Annotated in this window: 26 protein-coding genes; 9 read left to right on the forward strand and 17 right to left on the reverse strand. The window is 59.2% G+C overall.

Annotation, left to right across the window (positions count from 1 at the left end; genetic code table 11):
- Positions 1–251 precede the first annotated feature (251 nt).
- The 8 genes from J5W70_RS09840 to J5W70_RS09870 form a co-directional block, all read right to left on the reverse strand.
- Positions 252–1,001: an acyl-[acyl-carrier-protein] thioesterase gene (locus tag J5W70_RS09840; RefSeq protein ID WP_022398100.1), complete on the reverse strand. Its 750-nt coding sequence runs from the start codon at positions 999–1,001 to the stop codon at positions 252–254.
- 241 nt (positions 1,002–1,242) lie between these two features.
- Positions 1,243–2,175, reverse strand: coding sequence for a UDP-glucuronic acid decarboxylase family protein (locus J5W70_RS09845; RefSeq protein ID WP_022398099.1), 933 nt, complete (start codon positions 2,173–2,175; stop codon positions 1,243–1,245).
- Between the two features lie 326 nt (positions 2,176–2,501).
- Entirely contained in the window at positions 2,502–3,248 is a 747-nt protein-coding gene (locus tag J5W70_RS09850; RefSeq protein ID WP_343206946.1) for a sensor histidine kinase, read from the reverse strand.
- Positions 3,151–4,140: a hypothetical protein gene (locus J5W70_RS12845; RefSeq protein ID WP_257228522.1), complete on the reverse strand. Its 990-nt coding sequence runs from the start codon at positions 4,138–4,140 to the stop codon at positions 3,151–3,153. The genes J5W70_RS09850 and J5W70_RS12845 overlap by 98 nt, the downstream gene beginning before the upstream one ends.
- A gap of 3 nt (positions 4,141–4,143) precedes the next feature.
- Positions 4,144–4,848, reverse strand: coding sequence for a response regulator transcription factor (locus tag J5W70_RS09855; RefSeq protein WP_022398097.1), 705 nt, complete (start codon positions 4,846–4,848; stop codon positions 4,144–4,146).
- 123 nt (positions 4,849–4,971) lie between these two features.
- Positions 4,972–5,343, reverse strand: a complete 372-nt coding sequence (locus tag J5W70_RS09860) for a hypothetical protein (RefSeq protein ID WP_022398096.1) — start codon at positions 5,341–5,343, stop codon at positions 4,972–4,974.
- Positions 5,344–5,399: 56 nt separating this feature from the next.
- Positions 5,400–6,392, reverse strand: a complete 993-nt coding sequence (gene hemB / locus J5W70_RS09865) for a porphobilinogen synthase (RefSeq protein ID WP_180971058.1) — start codon at positions 6,390–6,392, stop codon at positions 5,400–5,402.
- Between the two features lie 59 nt (positions 6,393–6,451).
- The gene (locus J5W70_RS09870) at positions 6,452–8,074 is read right to left on the reverse strand and encodes a hypothetical protein (RefSeq protein ID WP_022398094.1); all 1,623 of its coding nucleotides are present in this window, start codon (positions 8,072–8,074) and stop codon (positions 6,452–6,454) included.
- A gap of 124 nt (positions 8,075–8,198) precedes the next feature.
- On the opposite strand from J5W70_RS09870, the gene J5W70_RS09875 reads away from it, so the two are divergent.
- From J5W70_RS09875 to J5W70_RS12850, 4 genes are all read left to right on the forward strand, one after another.
- The gene (locus J5W70_RS09875; RefSeq protein WP_102749234.1) at positions 8,199–8,552 is read left to right on the forward strand and encodes a hypothetical protein; all 354 of its coding nucleotides are present in this window, start codon (positions 8,199–8,201) and stop codon (positions 8,550–8,552) included.
- A gap of 127 nt (positions 8,553–8,679) precedes the next feature.
- Positions 8,680–10,572 carry a threonine--tRNA ligase gene (gene thrS / locus J5W70_RS09880; RefSeq protein ID WP_022398093.1) on the forward strand — a complete coding sequence of 631 codons (1,893 nt, stop codon included), beginning with the start codon at positions 8,680–8,682 and terminating at the stop codon, positions 10,570–10,572.
- Between the two features lie 105 nt (positions 10,573–10,677).
- Positions 10,678–11,250 carry a translation initiation factor IF-3 gene (gene infC / locus J5W70_RS09885; protein WP_240454308.1) on the forward strand — a complete coding sequence of 191 codons (573 nt, stop codon included), beginning with the start codon at positions 10,678–10,680 and terminating at the stop codon, positions 11,248–11,250.
- A 76-nt stretch (positions 11,251–11,326) separates the two neighbouring features.
- Entirely contained in the window at positions 11,327–11,746 is a 420-nt protein-coding gene (locus J5W70_RS12850) for a GNAT family N-acetyltransferase (RefSeq protein WP_022398091.1), read from the forward strand.
- A 31-nt stretch (positions 11,747–11,777) separates the two neighbouring features.
- On the opposite strand, the gene J5W70_RS09895 is transcribed toward J5W70_RS12850, so the two are convergent.
- The 3 genes from J5W70_RS09895 to J5W70_RS09905 all read right to left on the reverse strand — a co-directional run bounded on the left by J5W70_RS09895 (position 11,778) and on the right by J5W70_RS09905 (position 15,874).
- A complete protein-coding gene (locus tag J5W70_RS09895; protein WP_022398090.1) occupies positions 11,778–13,001 on the reverse strand; it encodes a DUF418 domain-containing protein in 1,224 nt (407 codons plus the stop codon).
- A gap of 4 nt (positions 13,002–13,005) precedes the next feature.
- Positions 13,006–14,181, reverse strand: a complete 1,176-nt coding sequence (locus J5W70_RS09900) for a 1-deoxy-D-xylulose-5-phosphate reductoisomerase (RefSeq protein WP_022398089.1) — start codon at positions 14,179–14,181, stop codon at positions 13,006–13,008.
- A gap of 88 nt (positions 14,182–14,269) precedes the next feature.
- Positions 14,270–15,874 (reverse strand): DUF4153 domain-containing protein, encoded by a 1,605-nt coding sequence (locus J5W70_RS09905; protein ID WP_022398088.1) that lies wholly within the window; start codon positions 15,872–15,874, stop codon positions 14,270–14,272.
- Between the two features lie 193 nt (positions 15,875–16,067).
- On the opposite strand from J5W70_RS09905, the gene coaD reads away from it, so the two are divergent.
- Positions 16,068–16,577: a pantetheine-phosphate adenylyltransferase gene (gene coaD / locus J5W70_RS09910; protein WP_102721836.1), complete on the forward strand. Its 510-nt coding sequence runs from the start codon at positions 16,068–16,070 to the stop codon at positions 16,575–16,577.
- Positions 16,578–16,592: 15 nt separating this feature from the next.
- Here the strand turns inward: coaD and J5W70_RS09915 are convergent, their stop codons facing one another.
- The 4 genes from J5W70_RS09915 to J5W70_RS09930 form a co-directional block, all read right to left on the reverse strand.
- Positions 16,593–16,955 carry a peptide chain release factor family protein gene (locus J5W70_RS09915; RefSeq protein WP_022398086.1) on the reverse strand — a complete coding sequence of 121 codons (363 nt, stop codon included), beginning with the start codon at positions 16,953–16,955 and terminating at the stop codon, positions 16,593–16,595.
- On the reverse strand, positions 16,942–17,496 hold the full coding sequence (locus tag J5W70_RS09920) for a hypothetical protein (RefSeq protein ID WP_102728404.1): 555 nt from the start codon (positions 17,494–17,496) through the stop codon (positions 16,942–16,944). The genes J5W70_RS09915 and J5W70_RS09920 overlap by 14 nt, the downstream gene beginning before the upstream one ends.
- Positions 17,483–18,862 (reverse strand): UTP--glucose-1-phosphate uridylyltransferase, encoded by a 1,380-nt coding sequence (locus J5W70_RS09925; protein WP_022398084.1) that lies wholly within the window; start codon positions 18,860–18,862, stop codon positions 17,483–17,485. The genes J5W70_RS09920 and J5W70_RS09925 overlap by 14 nt, the downstream gene beginning before the upstream one ends.
- A 100-nt stretch (positions 18,863–18,962) precedes the next feature.
- The gene (locus J5W70_RS09930) at positions 18,963–19,706 is read right to left on the reverse strand and encodes a methyltransferase domain-containing protein (RefSeq protein WP_022398083.1); all 744 of its coding nucleotides are present in this window, start codon (positions 19,704–19,706) and stop codon (positions 18,963–18,965) included.
- 156 nt (positions 19,707–19,862) lie between these two features.
- On the opposite strand from J5W70_RS09930, the gene J5W70_RS09935 reads away from it, so the two are divergent.
- The 4 genes from J5W70_RS09935 to J5W70_RS09950 all read left to right on the forward strand — a co-directional run bounded on the left by J5W70_RS09935 (position 19,863) and on the right by J5W70_RS09950 (position 24,107).
- Entirely contained in the window at positions 19,863–20,711 is an 849-nt protein-coding gene (locus J5W70_RS09935; protein ID WP_102721730.1) for a hypothetical protein, read from the forward strand.
- A 102-nt stretch (positions 20,712–20,813) separates the two neighbouring features.
- Positions 20,814–21,404, forward strand: a complete 591-nt coding sequence (locus J5W70_RS09940) for a tetratricopeptide repeat protein (RefSeq protein WP_022398081.1) — start codon at positions 20,814–20,816, stop codon at positions 21,402–21,404.
- A 469-nt stretch (positions 21,405–21,873) separates the two neighbouring features.
- The gene (locus J5W70_RS09945) at positions 21,874–22,755 is read left to right on the forward strand and encodes a LicD family protein (protein WP_215832789.1); all 882 of its coding nucleotides are present in this window, start codon (positions 21,874–21,876) and stop codon (positions 22,753–22,755) included.
- Positions 22,752–24,107 (forward strand): Gfo/Idh/MocA family oxidoreductase, encoded by a 1,356-nt coding sequence (locus tag J5W70_RS09950; RefSeq protein WP_022398079.1) that lies wholly within the window; start codon positions 22,752–22,754, stop codon positions 24,105–24,107. Before J5W70_RS09945 ends, J5W70_RS09950 begins: the two co-directional genes overlap by 4 nt.
- Here J5W70_RS09950 and J5W70_RS09955 read toward each other — a convergent pair whose 3' ends face one another.
- Positions 24,108–25,067 carry an ornithine cyclodeaminase/mu-crystallin family protein gene (locus J5W70_RS09955; protein ID WP_022398078.1) on the reverse strand — a complete coding sequence of 320 codons (960 nt, stop codon included), beginning with the start codon at positions 25,065–25,067 and terminating at the stop codon, positions 24,108–24,110.
- Positions 25,068–25,116: 49 nt separating this feature from the next.
- Positions 25,117–26,952 carry an aminotransferase class I/II-fold pyridoxal phosphate-dependent enzyme gene (locus J5W70_RS09960; RefSeq protein WP_022398077.1) on the reverse strand — a complete coding sequence of 612 codons (1,836 nt, stop codon included), beginning with the start codon at positions 26,950–26,952 and terminating at the stop codon, positions 25,117–25,119.
- Positions 26,953–26,989: the final 37 nt, after the last annotated feature.

The following is a 26,989-nucleotide window of genomic DNA, read 5'->3' on the forward strand; positions in this document are numbered from 1 at the left end:
CCTGCTTGTGTAAGGAAATAGCGTCCTCCGGAGTAATAGGCCGTGTGGGCTGAAAGGACAGAATAGAAAAAAGAAAATGGTGTCCATCCTGTCCATCAAGTCCATTTTGTCCACTACTCTCCCCGCGCCGCTCGCCGCCCTTCACACGGCACGCCCCTTCCGATTCTATAAAACGGCGCAGAATACTCTTGCATGCCCTCGTCCGCTGTCTGATGTCAGAAAAATCCGGAAGGCGAGGAATAGGGCCTTTTTTATGCGATTGCGGCGGCTTTCCATTCCAGCACTGCTTCCGCCCGCAGTTCGTCTCCGTGCATGATGTGGTGGGAGGTGAGGGAGTCCTGGCGGAACAGCAGGGATTTCATGGATTCTCCCGCATGGGTTTCCTTCTTGAAATGCAGGTGGATTCCCGTCAATTCATGGTTCTCCAGCCAGGAATCCGGCAGGGATTCCAGCGCCCAGACCAGGTAGGCGGCATTGTTGATGTGGCGGTTGAAGTCCGTATCGCGGCGTTCCGCCATCCATTCCCGGATGGTCGGCAGAAGGCCCGAGGTATCCATGGCTGCCGGAGCCACCGTTTCTTCACACGGAGTATCCGGGAAGGCATCAATGTGCCTGTTCAACGGCACCGGGCGTCTGCGGCGTACGTCAATGACGGCCCACAGGCAGCTTGCCGTGACGATTTGGTTTCCCAGGGCGTCCCTTATTTCCAGATTGCGGCGCGCCAGCAGCGGCGTTTCCTGCGCGGTCCAGGTGCGGAGTTCCACCGTTTCCTTCCACCGGGGGAGGCGGCTGATGGCCGTGTTCAGGCGCACTTCCACCCAGGCCAGGCCGCGGGATATCACAAAGTCATAGCCGAAGCCGAGGGAGGAGGCGTGGGCCTCCGCTATTTCCTGAAACCAGTGCAGAACCGTTTCCGGTTTCATGAGGCCGTCCGCACCGCTTTCATAAGTGCGGACAGTGGCTTGAGTGGAATAGATTCCGTGGGCGTCGGCATGTTTCATAACAATTCATTTTAGCCGAACCGTTTTACCGCACCAGCCAAAAACGGGTAATGAGCCGCTCGGCATGCCGGAGTTCATGGACCGCATGGGAAGCTTCCCGGAATTTCCGGATTGCTTCCTTGGAGCGCCGCTTGCCTATGCGGCAACCGAAAGGAACGCGGCTGTAAGCCACGCCTTTTAATGAAATCAGTTCGCCAATAATGATTAAGTTGCCGCATAAGCATGCGGCGCCTCGGAAACGCTACAGAATGCTCCGGAAGTAGGCGATGGTTTTTTCAAGGCCTTTTTCCAGCGGAATATTGGGCTTCCAACCCAGTTTTTCTCCCGCCAGCCGAATGTCCGGCTTGCGCTGGGCCGGGTCGTCCAGGGGCAGGGGACGGAAGACCGTTTTGGAAGAAGAACCCGTCATTTCAATGACTTTTTCCGCCAGTTCCAGCATGGTGAATTCCACGGGATTTCCCAGGTTCACAGGGCCTGAAAAGCCTTCCGTGTTCATCATGCGGACCATGCCTTCCACCAGGTCGTCCACGTACTGGAAACTGCGGGTCTGCCTGCCCGTTCCGTAAATGGTGATGTCTTCCCCTTTCAGCGCCTGCACGATGAAGTTGGAGACCACGCGGCCGTCGTTCGGGTTCATGCGCGGTCCGTAGGTGTTGAAGATGCGGATGATGCGGATGTCCACCCCGTTCATGCGGCGGTAGTCCATGAACAGGGTTTCCGCGCATCTTTTGCCTTCATCGTAACAGGAGCGGACGCCCACGGGATTGACGTTGCCCCAGTAGGTTTCCGGCTGGGGATGGACCACGGGGTCGCCGTATACCTCGCTGGTGGAAGCCTGGAGGATTCTGGCCTTGCACCGTTTGGCGAGGCCCAGCATGTTCAGCGCGCCCAGCACGGAGGTTTTAACCGTGTGGATGGGGTCAAACTGGTAATGGGGAGGGGAGGCAGGGCAGGCCAGGTTGTAGATTTGGTCCACTTCCATCACGCAGGGAACGGTGACGTCATGGCGGATTATTTCAAATCCGGGATAGTCCGCCAGGTGAAGGAGGTTTTGCTTGCTGCCCGTGAAGAAGTTGTCCATGCAGATGACTTCATGGCCTTCTTTCAGAAGCCGTTCGCTGAGGTGGGAGCCGATGAAGCCGGCTCCTCCGGTGATCAAAATCCTTTTACTCATGATAGCATGTCCATGCGTTTTGCGCTCCGCCGCGCCGGAAGGGAAGGCGGATATTCCTGCGTGGAACGGGAATTTTTCGTCCCGCCGTGCGTTGCGGTTCAATGTCACATATCCGTCACGTGAAGGCAAGCGCATAGCATGCCGGACGGGATTTTCCTGGGCCGGATGTTGCAAGGGAAGGGGATGCGATGGAAGAGGAAAGATGGAAGAGGAAAGATGGAAGAGGAAAGATGGAAGAGGAAAGATGGAAGAGGAAAGATGGAAGAGGAAAGATGGTTCCGTGCGGGCCGGGAAGCAGATGGAGGCGTGCAGGCCCCTTGGCGGGGTCAGGATTTGGGAAGTGTCAGCAGGAAGCTGGCTCCCCCCAAGGTGCCGAATTCCAGTTTCAGGTCCCCCCCCAGGGAGCGTGCCGTATCCTTGGCCAGCGCCAGCCCCAGGCCTACGCCGGGCTTGCGGCTGTCGGAGGCGTCCTTCGTGCGCCGGAAGGGCTTGAACACCAGCTTGCGGTTTTTCGGGGAGATGCCCGGGCCGTTGTCCCGGAAGCGGATGACGATGTTGTGGCGGTCCGCCTGGACGGTGAGCTGGACTTTGGCGTTTTCCCCCTTGGCGTATTTAATGGCGTTGGAGGTCAGGTTGTCCATGATCTGCTCCACGGAGACGGCATCCGTATGAATGGGTAGGATGCGGATGGGCTGCGCCAGGGCAAAGGAGAAGCTGATGCCCGCCTCCCGGAGCCGTCGGTCTATTTTTTCCGCAATGGGTTCAAAGAGTTCCTGGCAGGTGAGCGTATCCCGCGTGCGGCGGATGGCGTTCCGCTGGAGCCGGGAGTAGGAGAGCACGTTTTCAATCAGGTGTTCCAGGCGGCGGCATTCCCGCTGCATGTTGGCGTAGTATTCCGGCTTTTTCTGCTCCGGCACCATGCCGTCCTCCAGCATTTCCGTATACAGGGAGAAGGAGGTGAGCGGCGTCCTGAGTTCATGGGTGACGGCGGAGACGAAGTCCCCGCGGCGCTGCTCCAGGCGGAAGGTGCCCAGCATGAGCCAGATGACGCCTGCCGCGCCCAGCAGTACCATGCTCCAGATGAGCGTGAGCGTCCAGGTCAGCATTTTCTTGTGGTCCTGGAGGGGGACGGCTCCGGTGTCTCCCGGCAGAAAGACCAGGGGGGGCGTTGGCAAAGGGGAGCGTGCCCGTTTGCCGCGCTTCTGCGGGAGGCGGGGCGGAGGGATCGAAGGTAGCCAGGCGGCTGTGGGGAAGCAACAGCTTTACCTGGCCGGGCAGCCGCCGGTTCAGGTTGTCCATGTTCATCAGGGCCCCCTGCAAATAGACGCCGCGGCTGGTGTGCACCTGGCGCAGGATATAGAGGTTCCCCCCGTCTTCCACTGGGACGAAGGAGGTGACGGTTTCCACCTGGGCCGGCGTGCCGGATGCCGTCGGCTCAGGTTCCGGGGCTTCATGCAGGATTTCATTCCGGATGTCCGTCCAGAGGTTGCCGCTGGACGGCACGGAGGTGAGGGCGGAGACCTTGCCGTTCAGCCGCTGGTAGAGGTCCTTCTGCTCATTCAGATGTTCGGCAAGCTGCGGGTTCAGCGCGGGTCCGGTTACATGGCCGGAGGGGGAAATCTGGATATAGGCCGTGACGTAGTCCGGCAGGTAGGAGGAGAGGTTGGAGCCGCGGGCGGCCTCTCCGGGTTCCGGGGAGCCCATGCGCTGGTCATAAGGGCGCTTGTAGGCGTAAAAGGGCTGGTATTCAAAGTAGCCGCGGGCCTGTTCAAAGGTGATGAAGGAGGTCAGGAGGCGGTCCATTTCCAGCTTGGCTTCATGAGCCAGGGCCTCCACCCTGATGCGCTGTTCGGAGCGGCCAGTTTCCTCCGCCTGCACCAGCAGAACGTGGGTGAGCCATCCGAGCGTGCCGATGACCAGCAGCAGGCTGATTGCCAGCAGAGTGATGCGTATGCGCCGGTTCACGGGTCAGGAGACGAAGGATGAGTTCCAGCGGTAGCCCTGGCTTCTGAGCGTTTCCAGCGGGGCGGCCGCGACGGTCCCCAGCTTGTCCCGGAGGCGCATGACGGTCATTTCCACGGAGCGCGTATCCGTCAGGCGCGGGTCCACGTCCCACACGCGCCGGAGCAGTTCGTCCCGCGTGATGACGCGGTTGGGGTGGGTGGCCATGTACGTGAGGAATTCGAATTCCCGTGCGGTCAGGGAGGTTTCCTTTCCGTCCTCAAAGGTGAGCAGGCGGTTGGCGCTGTCCAGGGATGCGCCGGGGATCCGGATTTCCCGGAGCTGGCGCGGCCGTTCCGGGGATCTGCGCAGCACGGCCTCGATGCGGGCGAGCAGCTCCCGGATGCTGAACGGCTTGACGATGTAGTCGTCCGCCCCCAGCTTGAGACCCTGCACGCGGTCCTCCTCCTCCCCGCGCGCCGTGAGCATGATGACGGGCGTGCCGGGGCGCTCCGCAGACATGACCTGGAGCACCTGGAAGCCGTCAGCTCCCGGCATGGCTACGTCCAGCAGGGCCAGGTCAAAGTTGCGTTCCCGCACGGCGCGGATGGCGGCCAGGCCCTCTTCCAGCGCCAGCACCTCGTAGCCGGATGCGGTCAGCACGTCCGTCAGGGCGTGCCTGATGCTGTCGTCATCCTCCGCAATCAGAATGGTATAGGCTGAATCACTCATCGTTTGATTCTATAAAACCACAATGTTTCCCTGTTTGTATAGAGAAACCTGCGCCCTTTCAGTAACAATGCCATAACAGGGCGGTTCCCGGTCCGGAGGTTTTCTTTTCCGGAGCAGCCCAGGTCAGTTCTGCTGGAGCGCCTGGAACTGGGGCGGAAGGTTCCCGGAGGGAATTTCTATGGCCTCCATGGGGCCGGGGACGATGCCTTCAAAGAACGGCGTGCCCTTGTAGGAAAGGATGATCTTGGAATGGACCATGTTCCCCGTGGTCTGGCGCAGGAAGTCCGTATCCCGGAAGACCAGGAGCGTCTTCCCGTTTTCCGCGGCCACCGGGCGGCACTGGAAGTTGCCCAGCGGGGCGCCGTCCGCCGTCGTCATCTGTACGGGCAGTACGTAGGCTTCCGAGAAGGTGGGGGCATAGACGCCCCAGAGGGAGGTGAGCGCCATGACGACGACGATCACGATGCCGACAAATATTTTTGTGGAGGTAGACATGCGGAGAGCGGTATTCTGGACCGTACGTCCACCTCCTGTGCGGAGGCCGTGCGGCGTCAGCGTTGTTTAAGCCATTCGGCGGCCTGGGGGGCGTAATACGTGAGGATCATGTCCGCCCCGGCGCGCCGGATGGAGGTTAGAGTCTCCAGAACGGTTTCCCGTTCATCCAGCCAGCCGGAAGCCACGGCGGATTTGATCATCAGGTACTCCCCGCTGACGTGGTAGGCGGCTATCGGCAGCGTCACGTGCTTCCGCATGGCGGCCATTACGTCCAGATACAGCGTGGCGGGTTTCACCATCAGGATGTCCGCGCCTTCCGCTTCATCCAGCTGCGCTTCCCTGAGGGCTTCCCGGATGTTGCCGGGGTCCATCTGGTACGTTTTCTTGTCCCCCTCCTTCGGCGCGCTTTCCAGCGCGCCGCGGAACGGCCCGTACAGGGCGCTGGCGTACTTGGCGGTATAGGCCATGATGGAGACGTCGTCCAAGGCCTCGGAATCCAGGGTGGCGCGGATGGCGGCCACGCGGCCGTCCATCATGTCGCTGGGGGAGACGATGTCCGCCCCGGCGTCCGCGTGGCACAGAGCCTGGCGGCAGAGAACCTCCACGGAGTCGTCATTGAGGATTTCCATCGTGCCGTCGGAGCGGAATTCCACCAGGCCGTCGTGACCGTCTGAATTGTAGGGGTCCAGCGCCACGTCCGTCATGACGGTGATGCCGGGCACCTCGCTCTTGAGCGCGTAAATGGTGCGCGGAATGAGGCCGTCAGGGTTGCAGGCCTCACAGGCGTCCGGGGTTTTCTTTCCGTCCGGGATGGCCGGGAAAAGGTCCAGCGTGCGGATGCCCAGGTCCATCAGGCGCTTGGCTTCCTCCACCAGGCCCTTGACGCTCCAGCGCGTGCAGCCGGGCAGGGAGGAAATGGGCTGGTTCCCGGTTCCTTCATGGACGAAGACCGGGTAAATGAGGTGTTCCGGGGAGAGGGAGGTTTCCCGGATGAGACCCCGGATGTTGGCGGATTTTCTGTTGCGGCGCGGCCGTATCGGTAGATTCATCATGGTGTGATAATGGAAAAGGTTGTGTGATAGAGGGGCGGGCGTTCCCCGGGCGGTTTTCAGGGTTTTTTTTGTTCGTCCAGCGCCAGCGGGTTCTCCACATCAGCTCCGGTGATCATCCAGCCGCTGTCTGTTTTGGTAAGGTACAGGTTGTTGACGGAGAATCCGTTTCTGGAAGCGGGCCGCACGCCGATGGTGGCCTTGATGCCGGGGGCGCCGTCCCTGGTGACGGGAACGTAGGCAGCCTTGACGACGGGAGCGCCTTTTTCCTTCACCTCGGTCCGGGGGGCGGGGATCCTGCCCATGACCGTTTTCAACTGGGAGAGCGCGTCTTCAAATTCCTTCACGGAGGCGAATTTGGCCGGAGCCAGCATGCGTATCATGGCCAGGCTGTCCCGGTTCGCCAGGGCGCGCCCGGCGGCGGTCACGGCCTCTTCCGGCGTGGGAAAGGCCAGGGGGGGGTAGGTCCGGTGGAAATCCGCCATGATGCGGGCGGTGGTGGATTCGTCCGCTTTCAGGTTCCATGAAGTGAAGGCGTCCGTCAGATACATTTTGAAGACGGGGAAGCCATCCGTGGGGTCCTTGATTTTCTCCAGCGCATAGCGGTAAATGAGAGCGGGCTTGTCCGTGTCCGGCATGCTCATGCGCGGGGGCAGGATGGTCATGGCCGCAATGCTGTGAATGTCCTTGCCGCTCTTCTTCGCATTGTTCTTATTGGCGGCTTCCTGCTGGTCCTCATCCGTTTTGTTCGGGTCTATCTGGTCATCCGGATGGGGGCGCAGGGGAACCAGGATGGTGTTCGGAAAGGTCATGAAGCTGAGGTTGGTGGGCTGGATGTATCGGCTTTCCTCCCTCCTGTCCTGAAGGCGCATGGCCTTGACCACGGGGGTGAGCCGGGCGCTCTGGGTGATGGCGGATTCCATGTAGTACGGGGAAACGAGCAGGGCGGCAATGCGTGCCGGGTCATCCCCTTTCACGGTGCGGATGAGCAGGGTCTTGAGTTCGTCGTCCGATTTCCCCTTTACGGCTTCCACACGGAACCGCTTGATGTGCTCCAGGGCGGCTTTGACGGCGGCCACGGAGTACTGGTGGGCGAGGCCGAAGATTTTCTTCTTGGCTTCCGCTGATATTTTTTTCGCTTCCTCCCGGATTTGGTCGTCAAAGGGAAGGAACGTATTGTCAAAGCTCCCTGGGGTCAGGGAGGCCTTCCACTGGCCGCCCTTTTTCACCAGGGCCACCGCAGTGGCTGCATAGACGTACGGGTTTGTCTTGTCCGGCAACAGGATGTAGGCCATCGCCAGGTCTCCCTGGGTGATGATGGAGGCTTCATCCACAAAAGGGGGGCGTTCCGGGGCCGCTCCGGTTACATACGCCTGGACCGCCTCCATGCGGGAAAGGATGCTTTTCAGCTTGAGCTGGCCTACAAAGGGGGAGGTGGCGGGCAGGGATTTGTACGGTTCGTTTTTCCAGTCAGTTTTTTCCTGAAGGGCGCGGAGCAGCAGCCTGGCCGCATTGAACGGCGTGCTCTGGTCCGGAACAGGGTCCGGTTCCGGAGCCTTGTGTTCCGCGGCCTGGTCCATGCTGATCTGGAAGCGGACGGGGGAGCCGTCCGGCGGCTGGTCGCCCCGGGAGAGGCCGCAGGGCAGGCAGAGGCAGAGAAGGGAGAGGGGGAGGATTTTCATAACCGCTGGCCGCCACTATGGCATAAACGGCCGCAGGTGTAAATCACTCGTTGAGGGAGGGATAGCGGATGGAAGGTAAATGGTTGCATTCTGTTTTTTCCAGTTCTCCCCGCGATGGTGCAAAATGAGAAAATGCTTATGGGGAACGACGAAAAAGAAACTTGAAGAATTGTTTAACCAGATGGACGCTGTACAGGATGACACCGGAATCCGGAAGGATGGGAAGCCATCGGATGCCCATTTCTCGGGTAGGAGGAAGAAGCCGGAGAGCGGCGCAACTGAGGATTCCTCCTGCGAATGGTGTGAAGGAAAAGCTGTTCCATCGTTCAGACTTGGTGAAATGAAGGGAGATGAAAACGTACCAGTCCAGCAGAATGATCCATATGCCAAGCAGAAGAAGAGCGGCTCCCAAGGTATGGCAGATGACATTCAGCATGAATTTCTTGTTATACCGGATTTTCCAGTGCGGCAACCGTAAAGAAGAAAAAGGGGAGAGTGTTCGTTCTCTTCCGGAAAGTCTCCGCGGCGTTCATGCCTTGAATTTTTGGAGAGGAGGGTTTTTTGCATTTGCCAACAGTGCCTAGGGGAGGTTAACTAATGCGCGTATGTCCGAACACAAGGAAAGAAAGACTCTTGAAGAACGCCATCAGATGTCTGATCTGGAACGGCTGCGCCACTCCTGCGCGCACGTTCTGGCTACGGCCATTTGCCGCCTCTGGCCGGATGCCCAGCTGGCCGGCGGCCCCGCCGTGGATAACGGTTTTTATTACGACGTGGAGCTGGACCACCGCATCAGCACAGAGGATTTTGAGCGCATTGAGGAGGAGATGAAGAAGGTGGTGAAGGAAAACCAGCCTTTCCAGAAGGAAGTTATTTCCCGCGCGGAGGCCATGAAGATGGCGGAATCCGGGGAATTGGGCGCCCTGGGGCCGCGCAATACGTCTTCCCAGTTTAAAATTGATCTGCTAAATGACATCCCGGAAGACGAGGAGATTTCCCTGTACCGCAACGGAGATTTTACGGACCTGTGCGCCGGCCCGCACGTGGGCCGTACGGGCAACTGCAAGGCGTTCAAAATCATGAGCGTGGCGAGCGCCTTCTACAAGGGGGACAAGAACCGCCCTATGCTCCAGCGCATTTACGGCACCTGCTTCCCGAACCGCATCCAGCTTGACGAGCACCTGGAACGGCTGGAGGAAGCGCGCCGCCGGGACCACCGCAAGCTGGGCCGTGAACTGGGTCTCTTCTGCATTGACGAGGCCGTGGGCCAGGGCCTGATCCTCTGGAAGCCCAAAGGGGCTCTCATCCGCCGCTCCCTTCAGGATTTCATCACGCAGGAGCTGGACAAGCTGGGCTATTCCCAGGTGTACACCCCCAACATCGGCAAGCTGGACCTGTACCGCACGTCCGGCCACTTCCCGTATTATCAGGAAAGCCAGTACGCGCCCATCCCGGAACGGGACGCCATGGAAAAGCTGAGCCAGGAAGGAGCTTCCTGCGCGGAACTGTTCAACGGGCTGGCTGACGGCACCATTGAGGGCTACATGCTCAAGCCGATGAACTGCCCGCACCACATCAAGATTTACGCGAATGACGCCCATTCCTACCGGGACCTGCCCGTGAGGCTGGCGGAATTCGGAACCGTGTACCGCTGGGAACAGAGCGGTGAGCTGGGCGGCATGACCCGCGTGCGCGGCTTTACGCAGGACGACGCCCACATTTTCTGCACGCCTGACCAGCTTGCCGGGGAAATCCGCCAGTGCCTCGGCATCGTGAAGACCATCTTCGGCACGCTGGGCATGACGGACTACCGCGTGCGCCTTTCCATGCGCGACCCGGAAAGCGACAAGTACGTGGGTTCTCCGGAAAACTGGGACAAGGCGGAACAGGCCCTGAGGGAAGCCGCGGAATGGCTGGGCGCGGACTACAGCGAGGAAGCCGGGGAAGCCGCCTTTTACGGCCCCAAGATCGACTTCATCGTGCGCGACGCCATCGGGCGCGAATGGCAGCTGGGCACCGTGCAGGTGGACTACAACCTGCCGGAACGGTTTGACCTACATTACACCGGAGCGGACAACAAGCCGCACCGCCCCGTGATGGTGCACCGCGCGCCGTTCGGCTCCATGGAGCGTTTCACGGGCCTGCTGATTGAGCATTTTGAAGGGAAATTCCCCACCTGGCTTTCACCGGAACAGGTGCGCGTGCTCCCCATCTCCGACAAGGTGATGGACGTGGCCGCCGCGCACCGCGCCGCCCTGGCCGCCAGGGGAGTGCGCGTGACGGTGGATGAAACGCCGGACAAGATCGGCGCGAAGATCCGCAACGCCCGCCTGGACCGCGTTCCCTACATGCTGGTGCTGGGCCAGCGTGAGGCGGAGGAAGGCACCGTTTCCGTCCGCCACCGGGACAAGGGAGACCTGGGGGCGATGCCCTTTGAACAGTTTGCGGACGTTGTGGTCAGGGAAATTGCGGAGCGTCATATTTCCCCCATGATTTGAGTTGCCAAGTTATTTTATTTAGTTTAGTAGTATCCGGACGTGCCAATCAAGCCAACGAAGAATAATGATGGTAATCGCCGCCGTGAGCGCGGTGATCAAACCCGTGTGAATGAACGCATCCGCGCCCCCCGCGTGCGCGTGGTGACCGCCAACGGCGACCAGCTCGGCGTCATGAATACGCGCGACGCGCTGGAAAAGGCCAAGGCCCTGGGCCTGGACCTGGTGGAAGTGGCGGGCAATGCCGATCCGCCCGTGTGCCGCGTGGTGGACTATGGACGGTACAAGTACCAGCAGTCCAAGCTCCAGAAAAACAACAAGAGCCGCACGATCAAGCTTAAGGAAGTCAAGCTCCGCATCGGGACGGACACGAACGACTACAACGTGAAGCTGGCCCGTGCGGAAAGCTTCCTGGACCACGGCCACAAGGTCCGTTTCCAGCTCCGCTTCCGCGGCCGTGAGAACGCCCACCAGGAACTTGGCTATGACATGTTCAACAAGGTCATTGCGGACTTGAAGACCATGGCGCAGGTGGACCAGGCTCCGCGCCTGGCCGGCAACACCATGCACATGGTGCTCTCCCCGCTTCCCGTCCAGCAGCGCGTGAAGAAATTCACCGCCCACTTGGATGAGGACTTTGATTCGGAAGATTCCGCCTTTGACGCGGAAGACGACGAGTGAAGCACTTTTCCCTCTTTTTTCAGGCTTTCCGCCCTGCAGGGCGGAAAGCCTTTTTTACGGACAAATGCCTTTTTCCATGGTTCTTTCCTACACTGACACCAAAGAATTTTCCCCGGCGGCGCTGGAGGAATTGTTCCTTTCCGTCCAATGGGAATCCGGGCGGCATCCGGAACGCCTGGCGGAAGCATTGCTCCATTACGGGACCGTGTTTTCCGCCTGGGACGGCGGCAGGCTGGCGGGACTGATCGCCGCCATGGATGACGGAACCATGACGGCGTATGTCCATTACCTGCTGGTGCATCCGCTGTACCAGGGGTGCGGCGTCGGCTCCCGCCTGCTGGAGCTGTGCAAAAAGCGCTATGCCGGGTATTTGAACGTGGTGCTCACCTCCTACCGCGAAGGAGTGCCTTTTTACGAAAGGAACGGCTTTATCGCGGACCGGACGCAGGAGGCCATGCGCTTTATTCCCCCTTCTTCCGGGGAAACCGGGCTTTGACAGACGCAGGGAGGAAGAAGGGCCGCCCTTCCTATGGCATGCGCTTGCGGAACGGCTGCATGCGGCACATGGTGGCGGTGCGCCACAGCCATTCCAGGGGGCCGTACAGGAAGAGGGCTAGCCAGAGGCGGCACGCCCAGGCTTGAAGCAGGAAGACGGCTACCGCCGCACAGAGGCACGCCCACGGCCCCATGCCTTGCGCCAGCCCCAGGCCCCACCCGAAGAACAGGAAGGTGAACACCAGCGTTTGGGAGACGTAGCACGTCAGCGTGCATTTTCCGGCGCTGCTGAGCAGCCTGGATGGCAGGGGAAGGCCGGGATGGGTGAACAGCAGGACGGCGGCGGAGACGAAGGCCGCGGTATAGGCGAGGTTTTCCCATTGGTGCAGAAGGTGTCCAGCGTCCGTTCCCAGCGCGGAGTCCAGCCGGGAGGTGAGGAGCAGGCGCGCCGCCAGCAGAGCCAGAAACAGGGTTCCGGAGATTCCAAGCATCCGCAGAAACAGGCGGCGCTTGTTCGGAGCGTCCACAAAGACCTGCCATCTCCCCGCCAGCATGCCCAGGATGAAGAGGCCCAGCGTCTGCCAGATGCGGCCGCTGAGCAGGAAGAACTGCCATTTGCCCGCCTGGCCCTGCGTCAGGTTCCACAGAGCCGCTTCCCCCCAGCTGCCGTGGGCGTACAGGAATTCACGCGAAGGGCCTGCCGCCGGGGAGGCCGGGTGGAACCAGCCGGAGGAATGCGGCCACAGGTCCGCCAGTACGGCGCGGGACAGCGTGTCCATGAAGGCGACGGGCTGCATCAGGCACAGCAGGCAGAGGATGACGAGAAGAGGCGTGCCGCGTTTGTACAGGGCTACCAGGGCAAAACCCAGCACGCCGAAGATGGTGAGGATGTCCCCGTCATAAAAAAGGGTGTGCGCCAACCCAAGCAGGAACAGGAGCGCCAGCCGCCACATGAAGCGCTTCCGGAAGTCGATGCCTTTCTGTTCCTGCCTGTCCAGCTGGATGAAGAAGCTGAGGCCGAACAGGAAGGAGAAGAGAAGGAAGGATTTGCTGACGAAAAGGTGTTCGTAGGCCCAGTCCGCCGCGCTGTTGGCCGCGGCCTGCCATCCCTCCGCCGGGGGCATGGGGAGGTACAGGTTGAAGTGGTCGTGCGCGTGGACGATGACGATGCCCAGCAGGGCCAGCGCCCGGAGGATGTCCAGGATGGTGATACGCGCCGCCCGGGGGGGCGCTCCGGCGGGAGTCCGGGCGGTCATGGCGTCAGGAAGGGCGGGAAAGGGAAGGAATCAGTTCCGCCGCGCGTCGCCTGGCCCACTGGTCCGCTTCCAGGATGGGGGCCAGCTCTCCGCGGGGATCTGCCGGGGTGTGGTCGTTCATGACGGCTTCCACCAGTTTCCAGATGCCGGGGAAGGTGAGTTTTCCCTGAATGAAGGCGTCCACCGCCACTTCATTGGCGGCGTTGTAGACGGCGGCCAGGGTGCTGCTGCTGGCGCCGGCCCTGCGCGCCAGGTCCAGGGCTGGGAAGGCGTCCGGACGGGGCGCCTCGAACACCAGCTGGCCTATCTCCGCAAAGTTGAGCTGCCTGAGGGAGTTGGGAACGCGGTCCGGCCACGTGACGGCGTACTGGATGGGGAAGCACATGTCCGAGCTGCTCATCTGGGCCAGCACCGTGCCGTCCCGGTATTCCACCATGGAATGCACGATGCTCTGCGGGTGAACGATGACGTCCACCTTTTCCATGGGAACATCAAACAGCCAGCGGGCCTCAATCATTTCCAGCCCCTTGTTGAACAGGGTGGCGGAGTCTATGGTGATTTTCCGGCCCATGCTCCAGGTGGGGTGCTTGAGGGCCTGTTCCAGCGTGACGTGCTCCAGGTCTTCCTTCTTCCAGGTGCGGAAGGGGCCGCCGGACGCCGTCAGAATCAGGCGGGAAACGGCATCCGGTCCGCCGTGGTTGCCGTTCAGGCACTGGAAGATGGCGTTATGTTCGCTGTCCACCGGAAGCACCTGCACACCTGCTTGGCGCGCCTTTTCCATGACAATCTGGCCGGCCATGACCAGAATTTCCTTGCTGGCGATGGCGAGGTCCTTGCCTGCTTCAATGGCGGCCAGTGCGGGCTTGAGGCCGGCAGTCCCCACGATGGAGATCAGCACCATGTCCGCCTCCGGAAGCTGCGCCAGGCGGCACAGGCCTTCCTCTCCCGTTTCCACCTGGGCGCCGGGAAGGGCGCGCGCCAGCTTGTCCGCCCCGGACGGGTCAAAAATGCATACGTTGCGGACGTTGAATTCGCTCGCCTGGCGGGCCAGGGCCTCCACGCTGGTTCCGGCGGCCAGCCCCACGATTTCCATTCTGTCCGGAATGTCCCGGGCGACTTTCAGGGCGCTGGTTCCGATGGAACCGGTGGAACCCAGGATGACGACGCGTCGTTTCTGCATAACGGAGAAGCATGATGCAAAAAATACGGCTCCTTGACAAGCCGGGGGGATGAAAATCTTCCCCGCGCCGCAGGAACCGGCCCCTCCGTCAGTTAGGCCTCATTCCAGTGGGCCGGGAGGAAGGACGCCACGCATCCGTGCCGTAGGTGGCTTGTGCCGTGGGTTCGGGAAGCTGCCGGAACTGCATCCTCTGCCGGTCCCGTCTCCATTTCCGCAGGTTGCGGGAACGCCAGTTCCAAATGCGGCTTTCGGCATGGAGGGCTTCCCGGGTCATGGCGTAAACGTTGGCTCCGGCTTCCGTATCCCCTCCCAGCCGGCGGTAGACGGCCATGGCGAAGGGGATGTTGTCCCGGAGTTCAAAGCGCGGCAGGTCTCCATCGCTGAAATACCAGTCCGACTGTCTGTCCATCGTCATCAGGTTCAGGTCGCCGCTCAGTTGGGACGGACTGCGGAGCCCGGTCAGGGCCAGGAAAACAAGGGCTATGGCGCCGCAGAGTTTTCCATAACGCAGCCAGTTTCCATGGCCGGCCATGTAGCGGAAGAGAAGGTACAGGAAGCAGGCTCCCATCAGCAAATAGATGCCGGCCGTGACGCGGTTGGGAGAGAAGCCGAAATCTTTTATCTGGAAATACAGCCTCATGCCCACGCTGGCGGCGAGCAGTCCCGTCTGCGCCGCCAGGATGAAGCCCAGGACGATTCCCGTTTTTGACGCCCGCACGGAGCCTTCCGGACGGAACAGGACCAGCAGCACCAGGGCGGAAAGAAAGGCCGCCAGCATGATGGAGTCCGCCCCGTCGTGCAGATAGGCGGTCTGGGAGATGCCGTCAGGAACGCTTCCCCGCCATAAAAACGCTACGTCCGTGCCGTTGTTGACCAGAAAAGCCAGGTTGATGAACAGCAGGGAAACGGCGGGGAGGTGCGGGAGCCAGGGGCTGCCCGGACGCACGGGGTGTTGTTCCGGGAAGGAAGAGCGGGAGCGCGGCATGGCTGCAATGCCGAATGCCAGGGCTCCCAGGCACCACAGGAGGATGTCCGCTACCGTTCCCATATCCGGAACCAGCCAGGAGCAATAGCTCCAGAACCATTTGTTCATGGCTGTTCTGACGGCGGCGACCACAGGGTTCCCGTCCGCAAAGATGGACAGGAAGACCAGGAACAGAATGACTCCGATGGCGACGCTGCCTGCAAGCGGAATTTTCCCCAGGACGTTTGCGGCCGCCTCTTTTGCCTGGGTCACCCGGAAAAATTTATAGCCCCACCAGGTGACGTACCGTTTGGCAGGGTCAAAGCTGTTGCCCTCTTTCCGCGGCAGGAACGTTATCACCACGGGAAGCCCCAGGCCGATGAGCAGATTGAACTGGGTAAAGGAAGTTAGGTTGGCGCCTGCCGCAGCAGCGTTCAGCACGGCCATGAAAACAAGGAACACCTGCTCCTTCCGGCTGAGGTCCGTTCTCAGTGCCAGAAAGGCCGCCGTGTACAGCAGAAGGCCCAGCGCAGTACCGATGCCCAGGCCCTCCAATGTACCGAACATGAAATCCGCGGCAAAGCCGCTGGCAATCAGGACAAGCAGCGGGATGTGCCCATGCCTCCACCAGGAAGGGGAAAGCAGGGACTGCGGATCTCTGCGGACGGAGGTGGGGCAGGAAGGCGGAAGGGATGGACGCTCCGGAAAGGAAGAGGAAGGTTCTGTCATGGGAGAAAGGTCGGATAGTTGCGGAACAGCCGCCCGCACGCGGGAAGTGAGGCGCTGTCCGTTAATGTTTAGCCGTTATTGCAGGAGTGTCAAGCAGGGATGTCCGGAAAAGAGCGGGCCTGAATGGAGAGGGCGGGTCCGCCGCATGGAAAAGGATTGTATTTTCCGCAGGAGGGCGTATAGCATGGCACGAATGAAGCGCATCGCCGTGTATGCCGGTAGTTTTGACCCTCTGACCAATGGTCACTTATGGATGATCAAGCAGGGGGCGAGGATGTTTGATGAGCTGATTGTGGCCATAGGCGACAATCCGGACAAGCACTACACGTTTTCCCATGAGGAACGCATGACCATGCTGCGGGTGGCGCTTTCCGACATGCCGGACGTGCGCATTGCCGAGTTCCACAACCGCTTTCTGGTGGATTTTGCCAACGAACACGGGGCCACGTTCATGCTGCGCGGCATCCGTTCCACGCAGGATTATGAATATGAACGCGTGATGCGCCATATTAATGCGGACATGGCTCCCAAGGTCTGCACGGTGTTCCTGATGCCTCCGCGGGATACGGCGGAACTGTCCTCCAGCATGATCAAGGGGCTGATTGGCCCGGAAGGCTGGGAAAGCCAGGTGAGCCGCTATGTCCCCCACAATGTATTCGCCATGCTGAAGGAGAAGTACCGGGAGGTTTTCCCGCGTTCCTAGCGGCTTTTGGAGCCGTTATTCGTTGTCCGGAGAGGGAGCCGGAGGACTGGAACGCCTGCGTCTTCTACGGTCCTTCTGCCGGCGCATGCGCTGGATGACGCGGGCTCTCGCGGCGCATCGGCCCGTTTGCATTTGTTCCACCGCGTCGCACAGTTCCCTGCGCGCCAGAAAGCGGTTGAGCTCGCGGGATCTGTCCACGTGGCATTTGACGGCGATTCCCGTGGGGATGTGCTTGAGATAAACGCAGTTGTTGGTTTTATTCACCTTCTGGCCGCCGCGCCCGCTTCCGCGGACAAAGCTTTCCTCCAGATCCTGTTCACGGATGCCCAGGGCTTCCATCCGCTCCTGGAGAGCGGCCAGTTTTTCAGGCCTTACCATAACCGGAGCATTGCAGGGTGTTGACGCGCTGCCGGACCGCATGGACCAGCATTTCCCGGCTGGCGGCTGTCATGGAGCGCAGGCTGACCGCGACGGTTGAGCCGTCCGTCAGGCGGAGGTTCAGGCGTCCGCCTTTCCGGTCCGCAGAACGTATCTGCTGCCAGAAGCACCATTGCATGGCGCGGCGCGCCCGCAGGAAGGGCAGGATTTCCACGCCTACCGGGGTGACGATGACGGCCGCGTGCTTCAGGCAGCGGCTCCCCGCAATCAGGCAGAGGACGGCGGGAACAAGCGCCGCAGCCTGCATGGCCCACAGGGGGGCGGGCAGGTACGGGGTGATTGTATCGTAACCCGTGAGCTGGAGGAAGGCGGCGGTGGCGATCAGCAGGAATCCCGCCGCCAGCAGGACGGAGCCCGCGCGGTTGCGGGTGAAGCGCAGCTCCCTTTCCCGGGCGGGAATGTGCCGGATGTCCTCCACGCCCAGCCCGGCTTTGACCGGGCGGGGAGCGGAGGCGGAAGAATGGAGTTCAGGCTCCGGCATAAACGCCCGGGAGGATTTCCTTCGTTTCTTCGGAATCGTTTTCCATCAGCAGCGTGCCCTGGAGAACGGCTCCGTCCTGGAAGTGGAAGCGGCCGCGCAGGGTCAGCTTGTCCAGCCCGATCAGGGAAGGCAGGCCCAGGCTGTCCAGGGAGTCCACCAGCTTGTACAGCTTGGAGTCCAGGTCCACAACGGGAGTTTTTCCTTCCCGTTCCGGAGCCAGGGCCACCTTGCCGTCTTCATCCACGGCGATGGCGTCCGAACGCAGCAGGAGCAGGTCGGACGTGGTCTTGACGGGGAAGAACCGGGAACGCGGAACGTTGACGGCCCTTGCGCCGGGGAAGCACTCGATGCCCGCGCCCATGGCCGTTTCCAGCTGGTACACCGGGGCGGATTCCGGGTCGCGGGGGTTGAGCGTCTTGCTGTTCCGGATCATGGGCAGAGGGAGCACGCCGCCGTTGGCGTCCAGGATTTCCTTGAGGGCGTCCAGGCGTATCCAGAGCGTGTTGGTATTGAAATAGCGGTGCTTGGAGATGTTCTGGAATTCGGGAATGTCCGCATCCGGGCACTGGGCAACTTCCCGCAGGATCAAGTGGCCGTCCGCCTTCCTGACGGCCAGGTGGCCGCCTTTCTTGTCCGCCTCCGTGCGGCGGGTGACTTCCATGACGAAGGGGGCGCCGCTCTCCGCAAACCAGCGCAGGAAGTTCATGTCAAGCTGTGCGCCCAGATTGTCGGAGTTGGAGACGAAGGCGTATTTGACGCCGTCCGCCAGCAGGCGGTCCAGCCAGCCGGAACCCAGCAGGGCCGGGTACAGGTCACCGTGGCCGGGCGGGCACCATTCCAGTTCCGGCTGTTCCGGGCAACTGGCCGGGGCGAGCCCGTCCACCAGGATTTTGGGAACGCGGTTCTGCATCAGCTCCACCTGGGCGGGGTCCGCAAAGCCGTCAGACGCGTATTTTTCCAGGTAGGCCAGCGTATCCGCGCTGGTGGAGAAGGAGTTCATCAGCAGAAGGCGCACGGGCGTGCCGGAGATGGAGCGCAGGTGCTTCACCTGCCGGACGATCAAGTCCAGGAACGTGTCTTCACCCTTTACCTTCAGCAGGCTTTTCGCCTTCTGGAGTCCCATGCTCGTGCCGAGGCCGCCGTTGAGCTTGATGCACACGCACTGGGAGATCAGGCCCTTGTCCGCCGCGGGGGTGGAGGCCGTGATGTCCTGCCAGTCCACCACCTGGTCGGCGGGCTGGATGTCCGTTTCCGGAATCATGCCGGAGTGGTTGGAGACGAGAGCTTCGTAACAGCGGGAGAAAGCTTTGACGGCTGCGGCCGGAACGCCGGCGGATTCCATCTTTTCTTCAAAAGGAGTGAACATACTCATTGGCGGCTTTTGTACAAAATGCCCGTTGGAGGCTCAAGCATTATCAGCGTATCCGGCACGCCCGCGCGCCTTTTCCCCTGTGGGGGCCTTCGGCTTATTTGGAAGCGATCACCCGGATGCGCCGGTAGTCCGCCACCCATTGGGTGCCGTCCCACAGCTCGTCCCGCAGGGCCTTTTCCATTTCCTCGAAAATCCGGACGCGCCGTTTTTCGTGGAGGCACTTCAGGTCCGCCCAGAAGAACTGGCGCGCCCAGTTGCGCAAGCCGTCCGGCCCGTCCTTCAGCGGCGTGGGGCGGTCAAAGTCCATCACCACTTCCGGGCGCAGTCCTGCCTGTTCCAGCATGCTGCGGTATTCTTCCACGGTGGGGAAGTAAAAACGTGTCTTGTACGGGAGGTTCATCCGCTCCAGGCTGGGCCGGAAGGCCTCCCTGATGCGGAGGATGTTGCGGTGGGCCCCAAATTCGCAGATCAGTTTTCCCTGCGGTTTCAAGGCGCGGGAGACGGCTTTCAAAAGAGCCCCGTGGTCCGGTATCCAATGGAAGGCGGCATTGGAAAAAATGACGTCAAACCAGTTGTTCCAGGGCATGAGGCAGGCGTCCAGCACGCGGAAGTCCATGCCGGGATAAAGCTGCCGTGCCTTTCCAATCATTTCCGGGGAGGCGTCCAGCCCGACGACGGAGGTCGATTTTTCCAGCAGGGCGTGCGTCAGCGTACCGGTTCCGCAGCCCAGGTCCAGAATGGCCTGGCCGGGGTTTTCCGGCACGTTGGAGAGCAGGTCCCTGCCATATTCCGCGACAAAATCATGCTTGTTTTCGTACAAATCAGCGTTCCAGTCCATCACTGCCCCATCATAGGAGGAAAGGGATTCTTTACAAGAAAGACCCTGTCTTTTTTCAAGGGATTTTCCCGCTGTTGCCGCCAAGGTCCGTTTCTCCGTGCCGTTCCGGGATTCTGCTTGCGTTGGAGGGGTTGAAATGATTAAGATAAGCTTACTATGAAAGCAACAGCCCTGTTCATGGCGGCCTCAGCCCTGGCCGCGGTTTCCGCCGGCGCCTATGACGGATATGGTTATGACCCCCGTCCCGCAAGTTCCTACAATGATACGGTCAGCGGCGCGGCCCACATCGGTTATGATTCCCGGTATGCCTACAAGGACGTGGTGGCATCCTCCCTGCTGAACCGCAGCGGCGTGTTCAACATCGGCGGTGAGCTGAATCTCAACCTGGCCCGGGACTGGAAGCAGGAAATCGGCGCGGAATACATGGCCTTCTGCGACGGCCTGCTGAGCGACAAGGATGCCTTTGACGCCAACTGGAAGGCCGTCAAGGAGCTGTTCCCCAACCTGTCTTTCCGGGGGGGGTACGAATTCAATTACGGCGGCCTGCCGGGCTATTTGAGCAAGTACATGGGGAAGGCCCCCCATTCCGTGGCCCAGTCCGTGACGGCAGGCCTGGCGTATGACGATCCGGGCCACGGCTATTTTGGCTCCCTGGACGTGCAGTACGGCTTTTACGGCATGATTGGCTGGCGTATCGACCTGAACGCGGGCAAGCGCTGGAGCGGCCTGATTCATGAGAAGGTGGACCTGGAATTGAGCGCCGGAACCGGCTATTCTTCCAGCTACTGGGGCTCCGGCGTGGCCGGATTTGACCAGGTGAACATCAAGCTGGCGGCTCCCGTGCGCGTAACGGGCGTGGATGCCAGCCGCGGGTTCCGCGTCATTCCCTTCATCCAGCTGGACTGGGCCGGAAACACCCGTTCCGAAATCCGCCGCTACACCGGCATGAGCACGATTGAGGACTTCCGCATCCGCGTGGGCGTGGAAGCCGTTTACCGCTTTTAAACGGAAGCCTCCGCGGCCCTTTCCTCCGGGCGGGGCCGCGGAGGCGTTCCTTTTTCTCCGGAGCCGCCCGGACTGCCTCTAACTCCCTTGAACAATCCCGCCATGTTGAAAATGATTCTGCTGCTGGCCCGGCGCACGTTTATACGGCTGCTGCTGGTGCTGCTTCCCCTGGGCCTCTTTGCGTTCCTGGCGCAGGCCATTCCCCTTTCCCCGCTGCAATCCCTGGTCGTCCTGATTCCGGTGATTGCCTTTGAAGTGTGGCTCGTGATCAAGTACCTGCTGCCCGTGATGGGCGATCTGGTGACCAAGACGCTGTATTCCTCCAACATCACCACGGATGAGGAAGTGCTGGTGGACGCCGCCCGGCGCATGCTGAATTCCGGGGATCCGCAGGGAGCCCTGGAACTGCTGGAGCGCTACCGGAAGGAAAATTCGGGGCTGGTGCGTTCCTGGCTCATGGAATCCAGCCTGCTGAACGATATGCGCCGGTATGCGGATTCCGTTGAAGTCCTTCAGGAAGGCCTGGAGTCCAGAAGATGGCGCAAGGAGGACCGGGCGCTGTTCCTGTACAAGATAGGAGTGATTTACGATTCCCAGCTCAACAATCCGGACAAGGCCCGGAAATACTGGGAGGAAGCCGCGGACAGGTATCCCAACACGGCTTACGGCCGTTCCGCCCTGGACAAGCTGTAAATAAACCCGTGCTGAAGTAGCGGCATTTGCTATGGAAAGTTTGCCTGGTTAGGGCTGTGTAGCTGACCGGCAGCGCATGGTTTTTCCCGGCTGGCGGAGTGTCTTTGTTCATGCGGCCTGTTATTTTTCACGGAGCGGTTGCTCCAGTAATTTTTTAATGCGTTCCAGAAAAAAGGAAAAAGAATTTCAGGAAAGCTTCCCTCTTTTTTTTCTTTTCAGGTAAAAGTTGTATTTTCAAGCTTCTAGCCAGAGTGAAAGAAGCTTTTTATTGATGAAAATCAATATAATAAACGTTGCATAGCTGAAAGGTTGCATTATACTGATTTCTCTTCAATGATTAAAGGCCGTTCGATTTCGGCGGATGGTTTGAATTTTTTAAAACTGATTGAATATGATGGAATTAAACCATATAAAATATATGGTTCTCTGTAAGTTCCCTTATTATGGGCGGAAAATCATCAATCGGTTTATGAATGGTTTCAGGAGAAGAAGAAACGAATCTTTGGCGTCAAAGCTGGAAGATATCCGCAATCTTCTCATTTACAACCATCCCGTTTCCCAGGTTCCTCCGGCTACGGGCAAGCTGAGGCTGCTTCAGGAAGGCAATACCGTTTTGCTGGCTCTTTTTGCGCGGAAGTGCCGGGAAAACGGCCTCCGGTACTGGCTGGATTACGGAACGTTGCTGGGCGCGGTGCGGCACAGGGGCTTTATTCCGTGGGACGATGATCTGGACGCAAGCATGATGAGGCCGGAGTACGACCGCCTTCTGGAACTGCTGCCCTCCCTCTTTCCGCGGGAGGAGGGATTTACCTGGAAAAGGCATGCCTTCCTGCAAATAGGGTATGAGGGCACTCCTCTCAACATTGACGTATACCCTTATCATTTTTATTCGGAAAGCCTCGTGTCCCCGGAACAGCACGGCAGCCTGGACAGGCGGCTTACTGCGTTTAAAAAAGACGTGGTTCTGGTGGATGGCCGGATGAACATGACCGATGACCAGATCCAGCAGAAAATCCGCCGGGAGATTCTGGAAGGCAAGGACCCGGCGGCGGAGGAGGACACCCCCGGAATTTTCCTTTCCCCGGCCATCACATTTACTAAAAACACTCATCTGCCCTATGAGACGTTCTTTCCCCTGGGATCCATGGAGTTTGAGGGGATGAAATTCTCCGTGCCCAACCATGCGCGCCAGTACCTGCAATTTTTTTATGGCGATTACCTGTCCTATCCGGACCGCATCCAGTTCAAGCACCCTTCCGTAAAGCGCATGATGGAACATGTCCCCTTTGAGACGGCGGTGAACCGTTTCATTGACGTCTACGGAAAGCAGATTGACATGTCCCAGTCATGAAAACGGTTATCACCTACGGCACTTTCGACCTGCTTCATACGGGGCACGTCAATCTTCTGAAAAGAGCCCGGGCGCTGGGGGACCGCCTCATCGTCGGCGTGACCACAGACAGCTACGACCAGAGCCGGGGCAAGCTGAATGTGCTGGAAAGCCTGGAGGAACGCGTGGAAAATGTCCGGAAGACCGGATTGGCGGACCTTATTATCACGGAGGAGCTGGAAGGGCAGAAGCTGCACGACATCCAGAAGTATGGGGCGGATATTTTCGTGATCGGTTCCGACTGGACGGGCAAGTTCGATTATCTGCGCGAACATTGCGAGGTGGTTTACCTGGAGCGCACGAAGGGCGTTTCTTCAACCGACCTCCGTTCCGCCCGGAATTTCATTGTCCACATGGGAATTGCCGGCCACGGGCGCATAGCGGGCCGTTTTCTCCAGGAGTCCAAGTACGTCAGCGGCATTGAAATAACGGCCGTTTACGGACGCGACGAGGAGAAGGTGCGCCGGTTTGCGGAATCGTATGAACTGCTGGAATATTACACGGAGTATGAACGGTTCCTGGACAAGGTCCATGCCGTTTACGTGGCCGTTCCGCATCATCTACATTATGAACTGGTCAAAAGAGCCCTCCTGAAAGGAAAGCATGTGCTGTGCGAAAAGCCGCTTGCCCTTTCCCGGGAAGAGGTGGAAGAGCTGTTCCTGCTGGCCGCGGAGAGGGGATGCGTTTTACTGGAAGCGCTGAAAACGGCCTTTTTCCCGGCTTTCCAGCAGTTGATAGGCGTGGCGGAAAGCGGAGTTATCGGTTCCATCAAGGCGGTGGACGCCGCGTTCACCAAATTGATTGAGGATGATTCAAGCAGGGAGTTCGATCCCATGCAGGCCGGGGGGGCGTGGACGGAGCTGGGGGCTTATCCCGTTTTCGTCATCGGAAAGCTGCTGGGGACGGAAAGCCGCCGCATCCGCTTCACGACTTGCAGGAAGCCGGAAACGGGCGTGGACCTTTTTACGCGGGCGGATTTCCTTTATCCCAATGCGGCAGCCTCCGCCACGGTCGCCATCGGAGCCAAGCGGGAGGGGGACCTGTGCGTCACGGGAACGCGCGGCTATATTTACGTGCCCTCCCCGTGGTGGAAGACGGAGATGTTTGAGGTGCGTTTTGAAGACCCCCGGCAGAACAGGAAATATTTTATCAGGTTTGAGGGCGACGGCCTTCGCTATGAGCTGGCCGCGTTTTTGCGCCTGATTCACGGCTGCCGTCATGACAACCGTCTTTTGACCCGTGGGGATTCCATCTTCATGGCTGACGTTACCTCCCGCTTCAGGCGAGGGGAATATGTTGATGAAATCAGCTGATCAGGACAGGCATGCCGTTTGCCGGAAGTGAAAGGAGGGGGATTTTTCCTTCTGCTCCTCAATATTGATCAGGCGGTCATAAATGTGCTTGGCGAAGACGATATCGTGGAGTCCCAGCCCGATATTATAGCTGAGGATGCGTTCTTCCGGGGAAGTTCTTCCCGCTGCTTTTCCGGCCAGCACCGGAGCTATTTCCCCAAATTGACGAAAGCACTCAAAGTGCCGGAAATTCTTAACATGGTCACGATCATCGGCAAATACCTTGTCGAAAAACAAATCACAATTCTGGAACCCCTTTGTATGTACGGGGATAACAGTAATGCCTGGTTTGAAACAGCTATTTTCGGCAAGGAGGCCCTCCGCATTAGTAATGCAGGAAATAACGGCGTCTGTTCCATCAATGAGACTATTGATGTTTTCCACTTCTTCAAAACGGACGTTGCTATGGCATTGGAATTCTTCAATGAATTGGGAAACATGCGTTTTGTAGGAAAGAAGACGCACCGTAAAGTTTTTCTCAGGATATAATGCCAGAATACATGCCATGGTGGCGCGGGCCGTATTTCCCAACCCCATCAGGGAAATTGTCTGGAAATCCTGTCTGGCGAATGTTTGAAGGGCGAGGGCGGCCACTGCTCCGGTACGGGCGTTCGTGACCCAAAAGGCGTCCATAAGAGCCAGAAGCTCTCCGGTATGATAATCATAAAGGAGTATTTCCCCATTAATGGTTTTGGTACGTTCCGGATAACGTGTTACAATTTTTACCCCCATGGCGTTCAGGCCGGGGACGATGCAGGGCATCGTATTCATGAATTTTCCTTCTTCAAAGGCGATGCTTATTTTATGGGGAAGGAAGACAGATTCTTCATCCTTGATACGGAAGGACTCTTTTACCCATTGGAGTGCCTGCCGAGGAGAAATATTGAGGGAGGAAATAATTTCGTGAGGAATTGTCAGCATAGTAGGAGGAGTAAGGTAAAAGCGGCGTTTGGGAAAAGGGTGTTAATGACTAGTTTGAACGCATTGAACATATCTCGTGCATGGCGCGTACCAGGGCGTCGTTATCTGCCTTGTTCCTGACGGCGATGCGGATGAATTCCCTACCCTCAAAGCCCTTTTTCCGGCTGCAATCCTTGATCAGGATGGAGTGGTTTTTCAACAGGAGGCCCGTGAGGGTACGGGCTTTCATGGGCGGCATTACCTCGCACATGAAGTAGTTGGCCTGGGAGGGGAGGACGTTCAGGAAGGGAACGCGGGAGAGTTCCTGCATGAAGCGGTCTCTTTCCTCCATGAACCGGCGGCATGCGCGCACGTAGGATTGTTCATATTTCCCGAAGATCTGCATGTAAAATTCGGCAATGGAATTAATGTTCCAGATGGAAACGTCCTTTTTTATCCATGCAATCAGCTTTTTGTCTGCAGAGGCCAGAACCCCCAGGCGGAGGCCTGGAACGCCGTAGGACTTTGAAATGCTTTTAACCACCGCCAAATGGGGGTACTCCTCAAGGAGGGTGTCCCGGAGCAACGTGTTGTCCGGCATGCCTTCAGAGAAATCCACAAAGGATTCATCCACGATCAGGCGAATGCCGCGCTCCTTCGTCCACAGGCAGAGGCGCAGCACGTCGGCCTTCGGGAGGAAGAAGCCGGAAGGATTGCCCGGATTGACAAGGAGCAGGGTGCTGATGTCCTTGCCGGAAAAGAATTCCATCAGGTCGTCCGCCGTGTAGCTGAAATTCCAGGAAGCGGGATGGAAGGGCACCACCATATCCGGGGCCGCCCGGTTGGGATATTCCTCAAAGGTGGGGTAGACGACGCCCATTTTCCCTTCCATGCGGGACATGAGCGCCTTGATGAGTTCCGCCGCGCCATTGCCGATGCAGATGTATTCCTGGCTGACGCCGAAGTATTTTGCGGCCAGCAGGCTGTTGACCCTCATGCCGGACGGGTATTCCCGCACCAGGTGCTCAAAGTTCGCCTTGAGTTCGGACATGAGGCGCTTGTTGGGGAAGTATGGATTGACCAGGTAGCAGAAATCCCTGATGCGTGGGTAGCGCCAGTAGCCGCCGTACCGGGACTCCATCAGGCGCAGGTGTTCCTCCCGGTCTGGTGTGAACATGGAAGCCGCTATGTCCAGATCCTGGATGTCGTCTATTTCATACCATGCTTCGCTGCCGAGACGCAGGGCCTTGATTTCCGGTTTGTCCAGCAGGGCGATGACCCGCAGCACCTGCTCGTAATATTCGTTGTTGCCCAGGGCTTTGCTGTAAGCGGTGAGGAAGGGGACGTAGTGGGTACGGGAGAAATCCCTGTTGAATTTGTAAATGTTGACGGTCTTGAAGTATTCCGTTTTTTTCTTATAGGAGAATTTGCTGCCGGGAATGAATTGCTTGATGTTGTCGTCTTCATCCAGCGTGACGACAGTGCCGTCCATCCAGCTTTCAAATTTGGCGACGAGGGCCAGGCTGGGGTAGGGATGGTGGAGCAGGGCGTCAATGACGGAGTCTTCAAAAATCAGGTCGGATTCAAAGAGCAGCGTATCGTCCTGAAGCAGGTGCTCCTTGGCCAGGTAAAGGGAATAAATGTTATTGGTGGCGGCATAAAGGGGATTGTCCACGTATTCCACGGGCGTGGAAATGTCCAGAAGAGAGATGAAGGATTTAAGTTTTGCTCCCTTGTATCCCGTGACGACGACGATTTTCTCCAGGGAAGGGGAAAGGTTGTCCAGTTGCCTCAGCATTCGCTCAATCAGCGTTACCCCGTTCACTTGAATCATGCATTTGGTGTTGTCCTGGGTGAGATGCCCCAGTCTTTTTCCCATTCCGGCCGCTAAAATGATTGCCTGCATAAATACTCTAATTTGTCTTCAGAACTTAAAAAGAACC

The organism is Akkermansia massiliensis (assembly GCF_018847375.1).
GTDB lineage: Bacteria > Verrucomicrobiota > Verrucomicrobiia > Verrucomicrobiales > Akkermansiaceae > Akkermansia > Akkermansia massiliensis.